This is a genomic window from Nostoc sp. (assembly GCF_036917975.1).
Taxonomy (GTDB): domain Bacteria; phylum Cyanobacteriota; class Cyanobacteriia; order Cyanobacteriales; family Nostocaceae; genus Nostoc.
In genome coordinates this window covers 18,821-35,055 of the sequence record NZ_JBALEJ010000034.1, presented here as the reverse complement: position 1 = coordinate 35,055, position 16,235 = coordinate 18,821, and the positions used below count along the sequence as shown (strand labels likewise).

15 protein-coding genes are annotated in these 16,235 nt (G+C 40.0%); 5 read left to right on the top strand and 10 right to left on the bottom strand.

The annotated features are described in order from the left end of the window. Positions 1-14: 14 nt before the first annotated feature. Positions 15-2,198: a TolC family protein gene (locus tag V7K76_RS14860; RefSeq protein WP_334780034.1), complete on the top strand. Its 2,184-nt coding sequence runs from the start codon at positions 15-17 to the stop codon at positions 2,196-2,198. Positions 2,199-2,360: 162 nt separating this feature from the next. Then, positions 2,361-2,738 carry a hypothetical protein gene (locus V7K76_RS14855; protein ID WP_179066882.1) on the top strand — a complete coding sequence of 126 codons (378 nt, stop codon included), beginning with the start codon at positions 2,361-2,363 and terminating at the stop codon, positions 2,736-2,738. Positions 2,739-3,003: 265 nt separating this feature from the next. On the opposite strand, the gene V7K76_RS14850 is transcribed toward V7K76_RS14855, so the two are convergent. Next, entirely contained in the window at positions 3,004-3,126 is a 123-nt protein-coding gene (locus V7K76_RS14850) for a hypothetical protein (RefSeq protein ID WP_334780033.1), read from the bottom strand. Between the two features lie 117 nt (positions 3,127-3,243). Here V7K76_RS14850 and V7K76_RS14845 point away from each other — a divergent pair, with 117 nt between their 5' ends. Continuing rightward, positions 3,244-3,753 carry a hypothetical protein gene (locus V7K76_RS14845; protein ID WP_334780032.1) on the top strand — a complete coding sequence of 170 codons (510 nt, stop codon included), beginning with the start codon at positions 3,244-3,246 and terminating at the stop codon, positions 3,751-3,753. A gap of 160 nt (positions 3,754-3,913) precedes the next feature. Here the strand turns inward: V7K76_RS14845 and V7K76_RS14840 are convergent, their stop codons facing one another. Then, positions 3,914-4,378, bottom strand: a complete 465-nt coding sequence (locus V7K76_RS14840) for a hypothetical protein (RefSeq protein ID WP_334780031.1) — start codon at positions 4,376-4,378, stop codon at positions 3,914-3,916. Between the two features lie 239 nt (positions 4,379-4,617). Between V7K76_RS14840 and V7K76_RS14835 the strand changes: the two genes are divergently transcribed. After that, the gene (locus V7K76_RS14835; protein WP_334780030.1) at positions 4,618-5,397 is read left to right on the top strand and encodes a photosystem II S4 domain protein; all 780 of its coding nucleotides are present in this window, start codon (positions 4,618-4,620) and stop codon (positions 5,395-5,397) included. Positions 5,398-5,512: 115 nt separating this feature from the next. Here V7K76_RS14835 and V7K76_RS14830 read toward each other — a convergent pair whose 3' ends face one another. The 8 genes from V7K76_RS14830 to V7K76_RS14795 form a co-directional block, all read right to left on the bottom strand. Further along, the gene (locus V7K76_RS14830; protein WP_334780029.1) at positions 5,513-6,289 is read right to left on the bottom strand and encodes an SDR family NAD(P)-dependent oxidoreductase; all 777 of its coding nucleotides are present in this window, start codon (positions 6,287-6,289) and stop codon (positions 5,513-5,515) included. A 336-nt stretch (positions 6,290-6,625) separates the two neighbouring features. Beyond that, entirely contained in the window at positions 6,626-7,555 is a 930-nt protein-coding gene (locus V7K76_RS14825) for a hypothetical protein (RefSeq protein ID WP_334780028.1), read from the bottom strand. A gap of 369 nt (positions 7,556-7,924) precedes the next feature. Continuing rightward, positions 7,925-8,482 (bottom strand): hypothetical protein, encoded by a 558-nt coding sequence (locus tag V7K76_RS14820; protein ID WP_334780027.1) that lies wholly within the window; start codon positions 8,480-8,482, stop codon positions 7,925-7,927. A 633-nt stretch (positions 8,483-9,115) separates the two neighbouring features. Further along, on the bottom strand, positions 9,116-9,721 hold the full coding sequence (locus tag V7K76_RS14815; protein WP_334780025.1) for an exopolysaccharide biosynthesis protein: 606 nt from the start codon (positions 9,719-9,721) through the stop codon (positions 9,116-9,118). Between the two features lie 133 nt (positions 9,722-9,854). Continuing rightward, on the bottom strand, positions 9,855-10,739 hold the full coding sequence (locus tag V7K76_RS14810; protein ID WP_334780024.1) for a lipid kinase: 885 nt from the start codon (positions 10,737-10,739) through the stop codon (positions 9,855-9,857). A 745-nt stretch (positions 10,740-11,484) separates the two neighbouring features. Next, positions 11,485-11,679: a hypothetical protein gene (locus V7K76_RS14805; RefSeq protein WP_335029855.1), complete on the bottom strand. Its 195-nt coding sequence runs from the start codon at positions 11,677-11,679 to the stop codon at positions 11,485-11,487. 23 nt (positions 11,680-11,702) lie between these two features. Then, positions 11,703-12,119 (bottom strand): alternative ribosome rescue aminoacyl-tRNA hydrolase ArfB, encoded by a 417-nt coding sequence (gene arfB, locus V7K76_RS14800; RefSeq protein WP_335029854.1) that lies wholly within the window; start codon positions 12,117-12,119, stop codon positions 11,703-11,705. Positions 12,120-12,166: 47 nt separating this feature from the next. Beyond that, a complete protein-coding gene (locus V7K76_RS14795; protein ID WP_334780020.1) occupies positions 12,167-12,421 on the bottom strand; it encodes an RNA-binding S4 domain-containing protein in 255 nt (84 codons plus the stop codon). Positions 12,422-12,896: 475 nt separating this feature from the next. Between V7K76_RS14795 and dpdE the strand changes: the two genes are divergently transcribed. Next, entirely contained in the window at positions 12,897-16,208 is a 3,312-nt protein-coding gene (gene dpdE / locus V7K76_RS14790; RefSeq protein WP_335029853.1) for a protein DpdE, read from the top strand. Positions 16,209-16,235: the final 27 nt, after the last annotated feature.

Below are 16,235 nucleotides of genomic sequence, written 5' to 3'. Positions count from 1 at the left end.
TGTGAGGGGATGCGGTGAAAGGACAGCAATTATTTTATAGCTTCTTACCTGGTGTAACAGCAGCAGTCTTAACAACTCAGGCTGCTTGGGCTGGTACTGTGAAAGTAACAGGGATACAGATAGCGTCTTCTCCTAGTGTTTTGACTTCTATTTATGGTCAACACTTGATAGCAGACACCATGAATACGCAACTGCCTAACAGTGCAAATGTTAGTGATCGAACCCTAGTACCTGCTTTTGGTTTTACTAAACTTAGTGTGAAGCCTTTAAGTAATAACAGTATTCCAGTATTCACGGCTGAAAATACTGTTGTGCCAATGAAGAAAGATGAAGGTAGATTTTTAAGTTTGATACCTACCTCTAATCCTTCTCAACAGCCAGATGTCAGCCAGTTTGCTCAAAGCGACCAAAAGCAGAGTAATTTAGACCCGAATGGGCAGAAATTAAAGAAGATAGTAGTTCCTAACTACACTTCAAAATCCCCTTCTGTCCAAAAAGAAATTTTGTCTCTGTCTTCTGCACAGCAGCCAGTGGCTAAAAAGATAAATACTGTTACTCAGTTACAAACATTTTTACAAGCTTCAACTACGGGTGCAGGAACAGCAAAACTGTTGTCAGCGCAGAAGTGTCCACAGGAGTTGGGGAAAAACAAAAGTGATTCTTCGGCTTCTTTGTTACTAGTCTCAAGCACTTGCTTACAACAAAATCCGGCTAGGGAACTTTTAGCTCAGAGTAATACTCAGACTCCAGCAGGTTCGGTGCAACCTCAGATTTTACCAGGAAACGTAACTCCTGCGCCGGCAGGTTCGGTGCAACCTCAGACTGTCCCAGGAAACGTAACTCCTGCGCCGGTAGGTTCTGTGCAAGTTCCAGAGAACCTCAGTCCCAATGCCAATCCCCTGCAATTTCCCACCAAGCCAGAGGAAGTGAAACTTGAGGGAAATCAGGCGATTACTTTGGCACAGGCTCTAGAGCTAGCACGGCGTAACAATCACGATCTACAGGTATCGATATTACAGCTAGAGCGCAGCCGCGCTGCTGTGCGCGAGGCACAAGCTGCTTTGCTTCCCACTCTAGGTATTAGTGGTGATATCACTCGCAGTCAGTCTGCTTCTGGTCAGCTTGAGGACGAATTATACCAACAGGAAGGTTTACTCTCTCCTAACGCAGGCATACCTGCGACAGCTTTCAACGGATCTGCACAACTGACATATAACCTTTATACTTCTGGGAGTCGGGAAGCTACCATCAGACAGGCTGAAGAACAGGAGCGCTCCGATCAACTGGCTGTAGAAACCCAGTTTGAAACAATCCGTTTAAATGTCGCCACTGACTACTACAATCTGCAACAAGCAGATGAACAAGTACGTATTTCCCAGTCAGCTGTGCAAAACTCCGAAGCTAGTTTGCGTGATGCACAAGCTTTAGAGCGGGCTGGGGTTGGTACGCGTTTTGATGTGTTGCGATCGCAGGTAAACTTAGCAAATTCCCAACAAAACCTGATTAATGCGATCTCCCAGCAGCAAATTGCCCGTCGTCAGCTAGCTACTCGCATAAGTTTGTCGCAGTCAGTGAATATCAGTGCAGCTGACCCTGTACAATTAGCTGGTCTTTGGAACCAGTCGCTAGAGCAAACTATTGTGCTGGCTTTTCAAAACCGTTCGGAACTGCAACAGCAATTGGCGCAACGTAACATTAGCGAACAACAGCGACGGCAAGCACTTTCAGCACTAGGCCCTCAAATTAGTTTGGTAGCTAGCTACAGCCTACTAGATCAGTTCAATGATAATATCAACGTGACTGATGGCTATTCACTAGGAGTAAGGGCAAGCCTAAGTTTGTATGATGGGGGAGCCGCAAAAGCAAAGGCAGCTCAGGCAAGGTCTAATATTGCGATCGCCGAAACTCAATTTGCTGAACAGCGCAACCAAATTCGCTTTCAGGTAGAACAAGCCTATTCTACCCTGCAATCTAGTTTGACCAACGTTCAAACGTCTAATACTGGTTTAGAAGAGGCTAGAGAAGCTCTACGTTTAGCGCGTTTGCGATTCCAAGCTGGTGTAGGCACTCAAACTGATGTCATTAACTCTGAAAACGACCTCACAACAGCTGAAGGTAATCGAGTCTCGGCAATTTTGAATTACAATAAGGCTCTAGCTCAGTTACAACGGTCTGTTACCCTCAGAGCATTACGCTAGTACTGCTGACTGATCTCCCAATTCCAAATTCAAAAAGCCTCATTTTCCAATAATTACATTGAAGAATGAGGCTTTTTGGTCAAAAAAACCTATTTGTAACAAGAATTTTGTGAAATGATCTAGCATAACTGAGTGGTAGATCGCTCGCCTTGTCAAAGACTCATGACTAAAGTAACATCTCAAGAGATTGCACAGTTTCGCTCTCAATTGGCAGATGATCCCAGCGATATGGAAGCGCTGGATTTGATTGAAGACTGTGAGGGAGATTTAGAAGATGCAGCGATGACGCTAGCTATCCGCGCTGGACAACAGCCAGAAAGAGCAAATTCCGAGTGGTTAGATGCTTTAGCTAGAAAATGGCGTGTCGTCATTTGCGAACAAGAATATCGAGAAGATTTACTTAATACTTCTCTTCAAAAGATGATGGAACATTTAAAAACAACGCCAACCTTTCCGAAGATTTTGGCAGCACCAGTTTTAATATATGTCCTCAAGCAAGGCGTGAACAATTTTTGTGAACCACTAGATTTGCTCAAGTGATTGGATAATGTACATTTAACTTGTGCTAACTTGTGCGATGCCTGCGGCGGGCTATTCGGCGTCGCGGTTTGCAGTTGAGTTCAATACAGACCTAACCCCCAGCCCCTTCCCTGCAAGGGAAGGGGAGTAACGAATAAAAGCCTCTCCAAACTCCTAACTCCAAACTCCAAACTCCTAACTCCTAATTCCTAACTCCAAACTCCAAACTCCAAACTCCAAACTCCAAACTCCAAACTCCTAACTCCAAACTCCTAACTCCTAACTCCTAACTCCTAACTCCCAATACTGTTCGGTTAAGGCAAGAGACGCGATAAATCGCCGTCTCTACAATAATCAGTTCTTTGTCTTGACGGCGATTTATCGCGTCTTTGTGATCTATAATTTTCATCAAAAAACCTTAACCGAACCGTATTGTCTAAACTCCTACCTAATGCAAGATTGATTCGACCAGGACTGATACGCTGTTAATTAAGGCAAAACTTCTATTAGACAAATTGTAAAATCAATGAATTACCTTGTTGCCGTATTACCTGACCGGATTCAAGCCGAAGCTGCTTACTTAGCCTTAGAAAAAGAAGGCATAAACAGTACTATCCTGGGGAGGGGGTATAAAACGGCTGATGAGTTCGGCTTAATTGACCCCAAAGACCAAGCTAAAAAGCAAGCAAAATTGATGGCAACCTGGCTGATACCATTTGGCTTTTTTGCAGGTTTTACATTCAGCCTCATCACAGGTTTACATACTTTTGCCTGGGCGGGTGAAGTTGGCAATCATATTGTCGGCGGACTGCTGGGTGCTGTCAGTGGTGCTATGGGTGGTGTGTTTGTCGGTGGTGGAGTCGGTTTACTAGTAGGTGGTGGTGATGCTTTACCTTATCGCAATCGCTTAGATGCAGGTAAATATTTAGTTGCTGTTCAAGGTTCTGAAACTCTTACTCGGCAAGCAACACGAATATTACGTCAGTTTGATCCAGAAAATATCCAAGGTTATGCTGATACAAATACTGTGTATTGAATAAATCATAGTTTACACATTTATTTGTAGCCTACTGGCGTGGCAAGCAAAAAAATTGTGCATTAGACGTAGGTTGGGTGGAGCAGAGCGTAACCCAGCATATATCAGGATGTTGGGTTACGCAAAGCCTCCACCCAACCTACATTTTTTTTGCAACATTTTATGCTACTTCATTAGTTTCGGCACTAAAAGCGGCTGTCAGTTCAGGACTAGCGATCGCAACGGCGCTTTCATACCATTCATGAATGATTGCATCAATTATCTCCCATCTTGTAGTTGAAGAATCTATCAACCGAAAAGCCTCACTCAGTTCCTTGATAAAGTCTTGCAGATCATCTTCTGCAAACAAACTCAGCCATCCATAAGGATGTTCAAAACCGATTTCCTTTCCCAGTAATAAGGAGAAGGCGACAGTTAACGCCTCGACAACAGCTTGACTCTGTGTTGCTGCCTTGATGAGAAAAGTCACTTCCTCCCGGCGCAACAAGGCAAAAGCCTGATCGTTGCGAGTAATTGTCACTGGATGTTCTAAAGCTTTGTCCAGAACTCGCCCAGGCTGACGATTCAACTCAGTGGCTGTAATTAACTCATCTGAGTAGATATTGCCGAAGGTAGCGATAGACATAGATTATGCGTTTTTAGTCAACGCCGATTTAACACAATTATTAGTCCCTACGTATAATTGTACGTATTATTCATCAATGGTCAATAGGGATTAAAACTCTGGGTGCTGGAACTATCAAAAGAAAAGCATGAGAGATTTTTAGACTAGATAAAATGCCGCGTCAATAATTGCTTGAGAAAGTTAGAATCAAGATAGTTATAGCAGATTAATTCTCAATTCATAACTCATAATTTTTCAGAATGTTGCCACGAGAAGAACTTTTAAAAGGTGTTGAAAATCGAGATAGTGTAGCTCGTGTAATCGACCAAGCTGAACAAGCAATCAAAACTTGGGAAGTGGTTTTGACAGATTTTCTATCTCCTCCAGAATTGGTGGAAATTCAACGGGTGTTTAACCGATTAACAGAAGTGCAATTGGTGGCGTGGGGTGGATATCCGCAAGCTGAACGCCAAAGAATAGCGATCGCTCGTTCGGAACTTCCCTTAGATCAATCTCAAGTCAGTCTTGTGGCTGTGGAAATTGCTGGTAATTTCCTGTTTGATACCGCCTCTCACCGCGACTTTTTAGGCGCAATGTTGGGGACAGGAATTGTTCGTGAAAAGACGGGAGATGTAATTGTTTTAGGAGAACGAGGGGCGCAGGCGATTGTCGCCCCAGAGTTGGTGGAATTTTTGGAAATGAGTCTGAAACAGGTGCGATCGGTTCCTGTGAAAACTCAGCAGATTGAGATAACTGAATTAAGGGTTCGGGAACCCAAGAAAAAAGAATTAACTACTGTGGAGGCTTCTTTGCGATTAGATGCGATCGCATCTGCTGGTTTTGGCATGTCCCGCAGCAAAATGGTTGATTTCATTGATGCTGGTGATGTCCGCGTCAATTGGAAGGAAGTTACCCAAGCTAGTTCTCAAGTCAAATCAGGCGACTTAATCGCCATTCGCTCTAAAGGGCGTTTAGAAGTTGGGGAGATCGCAGTGACAAAAAAAGATCGTTACCGAGTTCAATTAACAAGATACATCTAATAAAAGAGGAGTGAGGAGTTAAAAGTGAGGAGTTAAAAGTTAAAAGTTAAGAGTGAAAAGTTAGTAATTTTAAATTTATCACTTTCTTTAACTCCTAACTCCTAACTCCTTATCCTTAAACTTTAAAGTGTTTTGCTAACATATTCAGCAGCAGTTTACGCGGCAAAAGCCGAGATAATTTGCTTCTAATTTGAGTGTTAGTATCAGAACTAATAATAGTCGGATAGCCTTTTTCTAAAGCCTCTAAAGATTCCCAGACGACTTTTTCAGAAGAATATACTTTATCTGTACTACTTGCCAGTGCTGGAGGAAAATTAGCTTCTGCAAAAAAGTTTGTTTCTATTGGCCCAGGACAAGTGACTAAAATACGGACACCATATTGATAATTTTCTGCCCATAATGCTTCACTAAAGCTGAGAATAAAAGCTTTACTGGCAGCATAAACAGAAAGGTATGGTATCGGTTGAAATGCCGTAATAGAAGATACATTAATAATACTTCCAGAACGACGTTGCCGCATCAAGGGTAGAAATTTATGGGTTAAATCTACCAGTGCCAAAATATTTAATTGTACGATTTTGACTTGTTTTTCTCCATCCGCTTCGGCAAAGTCGCCATAGGAACCAAAACCAGCATTGTTGACTAACAAATCAATAGTTAATTCCTTTGCTTTGGTGGCATCAAATACACTAGCAGCGGCATTAGGTTCTGTGAGGTCTTTGACTATAACCTCTACTTGAATTTTGTGTTGTTCTTGTAATTGTTTAGCTAATTGGCTTAATTTCTCTTCAGAACGAGCAACAAGTACAAGATTTGTCTTGCGTGCAGCTAGTTCTTTAGCAAAGGCTTTACCAATACCACTAGAAGCACCGGTAATTAAAGCAGTTGGCATTCTACATATTCAGATAATTTTTAATCACTTATAAATCTTAACTATGCTGACTATAAGTTTTAACTACCCAAAGTAATATACTCAAAAGTGTAAAAGCAATACTCATACCAATTCTGTATGAAGATGCACTAAACCATATTTAAGTACAAAAAAACGTAGACTTGGAGCGATTTGCCGCAGGCTAATACTACTAGGTCGAAGCAAGCTACGCGCAGCCTCTCGTCAAAAAGAACACAAAAAAAGAAAGAAGTTAAAAGGGTTTAGCGCAACTTCACAAAAAAATGGTATCAGATAGAAAGTGAGGGATTGCTTACTCTATTCAAAACTTATCCTTACCTAAGATTTGACTTTCGGAAGTGATGTGAATTCTCCAAATACACCAATATGGGATATTCTTAAATCTTCTTCATCTATATATTGAATAGACGAGTCTATTTTTTCAGGTAATTCTCCGTCCTTGCACGACCACTCAAATACAAATTTAGAGTCCAAATGCTTGAGGTTAGAAAATATCTGCTTCCATTGGCTGCGTCGAATTCGATTTCCCCACCTTGATTGTAAGTCTCTCGAATAGGCTTCATGTTGGTAAACAAAGAAATCAAATGGTCTTTCATCCATATTTCTGTGATCCAGTAAATGAATAAGATGAAACATAAAGCCATCTTCGGAGAGGCTACTTACAAGATTTTTTAAAAGTGGCACAACATCATCAACTGGTACATGCTCCAACACAGATTTGGAAAATACAAAATCTATTTTTTCTTTACCAGGTAGTTGTTGAGATAAATCAATGGGAGCAATGTATTCTATGCCCAAATCTTTTAAGGCTTCTACAGATAAATTTCTTAATGAAAGTAGTTTATTTAAACGTAAGCGGATAATCTCGCGATCTTCAAATGTAGATAGACTATCTAAGATACTCCAATCTACAGACTTACACACAGCTTTGAAAATGTTGTCGGGTTGTAATAAGGGGTAAACATCGGTTGCATAAACCTTTTTGGCTCCGAGAAGGTAAAATACTAACGAATGAGTCAGTAACCACCCACTTCCAATTTCAAGACAAATTTTGTCACGCAATGCATATTTTCCTTTACCAGACTGAAGTAGATAAATAGCAACTTCATTAGCACAAATATCAAGCCTTTTACCTGCAACAGCTAGCTTACTTGAATGCATTTTGTTATGTAAAGATTGATATAGATCGGATGATCTAATAATTGATTTTGTGCGTTCATCAAGGAGATTCTTTACTAAATTTTTCATTTTGCACACCTCTCTCGCTTAACTTATTGGGAATTTAACAGAACACTGTTAACTGTACCAGTAACATGAGTTCCTGTATAACAGAATCATCTCACCTTTTTTGCTTCTTATACAATTACGCTCAAGAGCATCTTTGCTGATGGATAACAGAAACCTTGGAATTGAGAACTGGGGATTAAGAATTAAGTATTTTTTAAGATTTAAATTGGGATTTAGCGAAAAGTCGAGCTAGTCGCTTGGTATTAGTATCAGTGGTAACAAAAATCGAGCGTTGCGGATTTCCCTACTTGGGTAAACTGAATTTTTTCTCAAGTCGGATGTTCTCAATAGTGATTTTCATGACGACTCAAAGTCATCTTGAATTGCTAGTTACCATTTCTCAGACCAATAAATTATTTCTGAGGCAGAACTATTAATGGCCACACCGTAGCTATCTCCATGATTCCACTTGAAACCAGGTCTACCTTTGTCATCTGTATTTAATACCAATATTTCATAAGTAGGTGGAAAAGATTCTGTAGGCGAGTCACTGGTGTAGAAAAAAGTTGTCGGCACACCATTAGGCTGGTTGATGTGGTCATTTGTGTTACCACCCCTATATTTGTGCTTGGCACTACTTCTGTATTGTGAAAGTAATTTTTCAATTTTGTTTGGTGGCTCTTTTAGCCTAATTTGAAAAAAACTACTTCCCTGCAAAATTTCGGGAGAGTAAGCAATGCGAACGTTTTTGGCATCAGTGGGAATCTCATTAGGAAAGTGTTTTACTTGGTCATTATCAGACCATAGTTGATTACGAATTTCTCTATAGCGTGAGGCATCAGTAATGACTTTAGGCTCACTAGTACTGCTAAAAGTTGTTCTCATAAAAAAGCTTCCGCCGACAATACTAAGACTAGCAAGGGCTAATAGAAATTGCGATCGCTTCATCAAGTTGGGTGTGTCTAACTTTTATAGTCATATACCCAACTAATAAACTATATTCGTACTATTGCGGATATCCTATTAGAGATATTAACAGAAACTTTGTGTATCCAGAGGTAATTTGCGATATTTGTAAAATTACTGTGAAGCTAGTCAATGATTATCTAGTCAAATACCGTAGATGCTCTTCATTGAGCTTAGTACTACTGCTGTAGCTAGCGAAATCAATTCCACAGCCATTTATTTTTTCAATTCTTCCTGATACAGCAATAACTAAAGCGGATATATAAATAGTAGATGCACCTTAATTAAATCACAGCCCTCAGCTTTTAGTTGGGGGCTTTTTTTTATTACTCAATATATTTTTAATTCGGGAAATAATTTTGTCATGAGTCTAATTTTCCCGGATATGGCAATAATTAAAGCGGATTAATAAATGGTAGATGCACCTTAATTAAATCAAAGCCCTCAGCTTTTAGTTGAAGGCTTTTTTATTGCTGATATTTTTTCAGACTGGAAGAAAAAATAATTTTTTCATGAGTCTAATTTTCCCGGATATGGCAATAATTAAAGCGGATTAATAAATGGTAGATGCACCCTAATAAATTACAGCCCTCAGTCAAAAGCTGGGGGCTTTTATTATTTAAATATAGAAGGTAGTAAACTAGGAGCTAACCAGACTGCATAACCAATAAATCCAAACAGCAAGCTAATCAAGGCAGTAATGCCATAGCTGATGCAAATTAATAAACCGTCAGATTCAATGGTGGCAACAGTCAAAAGTAAAATACCTATAGTGGGGATGGGATTTGTAAACGGAATTGGTAATATTAGTAATACTGTTAATAAAGAGATACAAAACCCATTAATTCGCCAAATCAAAGGATTATGGGCTATTTTTGCTAATCGAGGACGGGCAATTTTCTGTAAAACTTTGGTAAGACGCCCCAAATTTTGCAAAAGCAACTGGGCGAAGGGACGAGGAAATTTGTAGTTAGCGATTCTTTTTGGTAGCCAAGGCGATCGCCTCCCTAAAACCATTTGCCCTGATAATAGTAAACAAGCACCACCAAAAGGGCCAGTTAATCCCGGTGGCATAGGTAATAAAAATGGCAAAACTAATAACGTAATTACCAGGCTGAAGCCTCGTTCTGAGGTTTCTGCCAAAATATCACCTAGAGTTAGCGGTTGTTCAGCTAGGCGTTGCAATAGGGACTTTATATCTTGAGAAAATCTCAGATGCATTTGGCGTGAATTGATGCGAGTTCCCACTTTCTAGCAGGGAGAATAACTCTTAACTCTGCCAATTTTAGATTGTTAATTTTGGATTGAAGGAAAATCTAAAATCTAAAATCTAAAATCTAAAATTGAATGACTCCTAACTCATGATTTTTGGGGGTACTAAAACAGCTATAGCTTTAGGTATAACCCGAAAATGAGCAGGTGTGTAAGTAGTGATTTCACCATCTGTATTGATAGGGCGCGGTTTACGAGTATGTACCTCTATTTCTTGACCTTGAAGAGAGCGTACATTCTGCCAATGTATATGTTGCCCTTGTCGCATTGCAGGTAGTAATAATATCATCTGCCACCAGTGTTCAATTTCCAAGCTATAAAGGTCTAGTCTTTGATCGTCTATTGCGGCATCGTCGGCGACGGACATACCACCACCGTAATAGCGACCGTTACCCACAGCAATTTGCACTGTTTTGACGTGAACTGATTCACCGTTAATCGAAATCTCGGCTGTAAAAGGTCTAAATTCCCAAATTACTTGCAATGCAGTGGCAGCATAAGCAAATATTCCCCAACGGCGCTTGACTTCTTTGGTAAGTCGTTGAGTAATTTTTACACTCAATCCCAGGCTGGCAACGTTAAAAAAATGCTTGCCATTCACACAACCCAAGTCGATGCGGTGTAAGTTTTTATATGCAATAATTTTGCAAGCTTCGTTGAGGGAATTCGGGATTCCCAAAGTTCTCGCTAAATCGTTAGCAGTTCCCAGAGGCAAAATTCCCAAAGGCAACTGAGTATCAACTAAAGCATCTACGGCAGCATTTAGAGTACCATCTCCTCCGCCAATAATTACCAAGTCAACTTGATACTGATAGCGATGTATAAGTTCAGCAAGATGTTTGGGATCTTCTGTAGACTCTTCAATTAAATCAAAGTCGAGTGTCTTCAGATATTCAATCGCTTCCGACAGACCCTTTTGCCCTTGGCGGGCATGACGATTTACTAACAGCAGTGCGCGGGAACTCATGGTTAGTACCTTTTGTAGTTGATATGTCCAATTTCTAATTTTTATCGTTATCTAGCTCTATTAGTTGTGAGTATGCTTACGCTCATCAAATATAATTATTAATCTCTGTATGAATTTATTTTAGGTGTTTTTATAAAATAGGGAATTATTCAAATAATATTATGCCAAAAAAAAGAGATATTTTTCATTAACATAGATACATATTTGGAGATTAAATTTGTATAAATACTATGAATAATTATATTAATTCTTTGTGAAACTGCACAAAATCAGGCTTTGTAAGATAAGTTGCTTAAGAGACTTCCAAGAAATAAATAGACATCTCCAGAAATTAAATATGCGTTATCCAGAATCCTTGTAGAGACGTAGCAGTGCTACGTCTCTACATTCATTTTCGGAGATGTCTAATGATCCAAAACACGTCATTGCGTTCGCCCTTGGCGTTCCCGAAGGGTACGAAGCGAAGCAATCGCAAAGACTAGGATTGCTTCGCTTCACTCTCTACGAGACGCTACGCGAACACAATGACAATTGGGTATTTTTTTACGTAGAGTACTCTAACCAACTTATTCTATACAACCTCATAGGTAATCGATATTGTAATTATTTAATTTTTGTTTGACCGAGAAGAAATTATATATGTCAACTTTTGCTGTGACAGATTTTAAATTGTCTACAATCTAGCGATCGCACCTTGAAAACAACTCTTTCGTGTAAATCCCTATCTTCATTTTGAATTTTACTTTTATGACTTTTTCGGGTTTGTATCGCCACCAATAATTGCTTGAAATACTTCCCCTAGTAAAGATAAAAATGCTGCAAATAATATTACAAGCATTAAACTCGCAAGGGCTGCAAAGGGAGAAATTATAAACAAGATTAAAAGTGCAAATATCAAAATTTTTAGTAATGTCTTATTCATCTTTTTTTTATCCATCATGTTTTCTACGAATAATCGATAAATCAACCATCTGTCACCCGCCCTCTGTTAGATTTAACCTGTCCGCGTTTAATTTTATGATCGAGGCGCTTTCTTTGAGAACTGCGGGTTGGTTTGGTGGGTTTGCGTTTTATCGTGACTACAACTGCACTTTGAATGAGTTCTTGAAGTCGTCTCAACGCTGAATCGCGATTGTTCTCTTGACTTCGATGTTCTTGGGCTTTAATAACGATGACTCCTTCTTGGGTGATGCGTCGATCGTTGAGCTTTAAAAGCTGTTGTTTATAATAATCGGGTAATGATGAAGCCACAATATCAAAGCGCAAGTGAATCGCAGTGGAAACTTTGTTAACGTTTTGGCCTCCTGCTCCTTGCGAGCGAATCGCAGTAATTTCAATATCAGTCTGTGGGATAATAACTTTGTTGGAAATTTGTAGCATTACTCACAAGGCAAAAGAGGAACTTTGAAATCTGGGATAAAAATCTTTTACTGGGTTTGTTCGGGAAAATCGATTACTACGTCTTGGTCTTCATTATTGTTCAAATTTACCTCTAAAGTCTGTCCTTGGATTGTCACTTTATCACCTGGTACTAGTCGCCGTCCTCGTCGGGTTTCTAGCATACCGTTTACTTGGACATCGCCACCTTGAATCATCAGCTTGGCTTGTCCTCCAGTTGGCACTATACCCATCAACTTTAAAAATTGATTTAACTTAATTGTGTTGTCTCTGATTTTCTTCATCGTGAATAAAACTACATTACCTTAATTGTATCGTGGCGTTATCAAGGTAAAGTGTGAATCTGTTATGCTACACATCAGCCGATATTAAATAAAATACAACCTCAAGTATTTTGTCTAGTTTAAATGCCTTTTTTCAACGCAGAGGAACACAGAGGTACGCAGAGTTTTGCTAAAGTGGATTCGCGATGAATTAATGAAATGTTGTACTTAGTCACGAACTGATATGCCGATCTTGAAGGTTGCTGAGTCGAACAATGGGAAGATGAATTTATACTTAAAATTGAGTAATTTTAGGTAAAAATACAAATTGGCTGAGTTCGAGTCAATATTTGTATCTTCATAAAAGCATCGCGATCGCTCTCATAAAAACTGTAATGCCAGTTTATTATCTATAATGTTGATCGACAAAACTACCAGATATAGGCTCAAAAACTAGTCTGGAAGGTTCTTTTAGTGTGTTCAGGGGACTGGATCTATGATTAAGCTTGGTTTATTAGTACAGTCCCAGAATAACTCTTTGGGTATCGGAAAAGTTACGGAAATATCTGATGCCAATGCGATCGTTGAGTATTTCTGCTCACTAGGGCAGCGTCTTGAAAAAACTTTACCTTTAAGTTCGCTCTCTGAAGTCAAGCTTGAACCCCAAGCGAGATGCTACATCAAGTTCCCAACCCAGGAAAAATGGATAGTTGGCAGAGTTTTTATCTGGGATGAAGATACAGAAATGTATCAAATAGATTTACCAGATAAGAAGACGGCGATCGCATCTGTGGAAGACATTTACGTTCGCTGCAATTTACCCAACACAAATCCCATCGAAACTCTGGCGATGAAGGGTCACGAAACCCCCTACTTCCATGACAAAAGATTGGCTTTCGTGAAATCCTTGATTCAGCAACGCGCTGTGAGTCGGGGGATGACAGGACTAATTTCGGCAAATATCAATCTTTATCCTCACCAAGTTGAAGTAGTTAGGCGGGTACTGGAAGACCCAATTCAACGCTATTTGTTAGCAGACGAGGTGGGACTGGGAAAAACCATCGAAGCGGGTGCGATTCTCCGTCAGTTCCTTCTTGATGAGCCGAAAAGAGGTGCGGTGGTGATAGTTCCGCAATATTTGCTCAAACAATGGCGGACTGAGTTAGAAAACAAGTTTTACATCTCCCATTTTGGCAAACGGGTAGCGGTGCTGGCGGTTGAAGATATTCATAAAATCAACCTGAAAGCGAAGATAGGCTGTTTAATTTTAGATGAAGCTCATCATATTGCAGCAATGGCGACCTCTAAGGATGCAGGAGTTCGCCAGCGTTTTCAGACTTGCAAAGAACTTGCTCATAAAAGCGATCGCTTACTTTTATTATCTGCCACTCCGGTTCTGAATCATGAGCAAGATTTTTTAGCCATGTTGCACTTGCTCGACCCAACAACCTATAAACTGGGTGATTTAGCAGGTTTCCGTACCAAAGTTGAAAGCCGTCAGCAAATTGGTAAAGTTCTGCTTTCTTTTAAAGAAGGTGCAGAACCTCTGGTTCTCAAAAGCAACTTGCAGCAACTACGAAACCTCTTTGCTGAAGATAAGTATTTACTGAAGCTGGCGGATGATTTAGAAAATTGTTTACAAACAAATTCTACTGAGCAAGAGCAAATCGTCCAAGGGATTCGTGTCCATGTCAGCGATACCTATCGACTGCATCGGCGAATGCTTCGCAACCGTCGCGCGGCGGTGGAAGATGTGATATTTGACCGCAACTTCACGCCCAAAGAAGAGTATGATTTAGACGAGCGATCGCTTGATATCCACGAACTCCTCAATCAATGGCGGAGTGTTGCCCCTCAAGAAAAGCAATATCAGCGAATTTTTCTGCTGTTATTTCTCGCTGCTGGCACTTGGTTAGGCATTTTAGAGCAAGTAATTAACGCTCGGTTAACAGCTAAACCTCATCCTAAACTCATCCAAGAGTTTAAAGAAGATGATATTCGCATCTTAACTACAACCCCCAAATTCTCAGGGGAAGAAGAAATTCTGCAATCCTTACTAAAAATTATTCGTCAACCTCAAGAAGACGGACAACGGACGGAAAATTTAAAAACAGTGCTGCTGAATCAGCTAGGTACTTACTTCAAAATTCCCGCAAACGTTCGCAAGAATCAAAACGAATTCATCACCAGAATCCAGCAGAGAATCAAGAGACCAATTACTGGCGATATTCTACCCAAATTTATTGTATTCACTAGTTTTGTGCAAACTTGTGGCGAAATTGTCCGGTATTTGTCTGATACCTTTGGTGCAGAGACAGTAGCCAGCCATCAATTTGGAGAATCACCAGATAAAGTTGAGGAAGGCTTAAATAGGTTCAAGAATAACCCAAACTGCTTTATTCTAGTATGCGATCGCTCTGGAGAAGAAGGGCGTAACCTCCAATTTGCCGATTGGTTAATTCATTTTGACCTGCCTTGGTCGCCTAATCAATTAGAGCAGAGAATTGGCAGACTTGACCGCATTGGCAGCAAAATTGGCATTCAATCTACTGCCTTGATTGGCCCTTATTTGGAAGATAGTCCTCACAATGCTTGGTATAAAGTCTTAAAAGATGGGTTTGGTATTTTCCAGCAATCAATTGCCAGTCTTCAATTTTATGTCGATGAGAAACTTGTAGAATTAGAAACACTTTTATTTCAATCAGGTGCGGCTGGATTGTTAGAGATGGTTTCCCCAATTCAAGCGCAAATTGAAGCGGAAATAGTCAAAATTAGCGAACAAAATACTCTCGATGAAATTGACGCTAATGATGAAATTGCAACCCAGTATTTTCAAGATTTAGATAATTACGATGCTTGCCATTTAGAAATTAAGCGAGCAATTGAAGGCTGGATTTGTGACGCGCTGGGATTCAGGGGAATGAATAACCCAGATTCATCAGATATGCGACGTTATCAACCAACAACGCGTACCTTAGTTCCCATAAATGAGTTAAAAAACCGTTTTGCTGAGAGTTATCTAGACCAATTTGGTACTTATAATCGTAGAGTAGCAAACCAGAATCCTGGGATTAAGCTCTTTCGAGTTGGCGAAGGATTTGTCGAAGCACTCTTGAACTATATAAACTGGGATGACCGAGGTGAAGCCTTTGCAATGTGGCGCACTGATACATCTTGGGATGCTAAAGAAGGAAAAGAGTGGTTCGGTTTCCAATGCAATTATGTAGTCGAGACAAATTTAAAAAATGTCAAACAAGTTTTAATCGATTACAAACTAGATAATTCTCAATTCAAAAACTTGCAGAGACGTGTTGATGCTTTATTTCCGCCAATTATAGAAACTATCTATGTTGATGGTCGCAAAGAGCCAATACGCGTTGTTGAAGATAAAGCACTCTTAAGTATCCTGCAACGTCCATATAAAGATAAAAACAATAATCAAGGACGAGATTACAATCTAGCAAAAGAGCGCTTAGGAATTATTGACGATTTTGTTGACCCTAGTAAATGGCAAAATTTCTGCTATCAAGTGCGTAACACTTCTTCAGAATTACTTTCCAATCGTCCCGATTTTATTGAATTATGCCAAAATTGTGCTAGCGTTGCCGAAAAGAAATTAAGCAATCGAGTAGAACAATTACGCCTGCGTCTGAACCAGCAAAATTGGGATCAGGCATTAGCTGAAGAAGTCAAGATAGAAACTGCTTTAAATGCAGCCATTCTAGAGGGAATTCGTCAGCCGCTACTCAGGCTTGATTCCGTGGGTTTCATCATTGTATCAGGGCGATCGCTTGTACAATTTGAGTGAGGTACACCCGTAGGGGCATGGCATGCC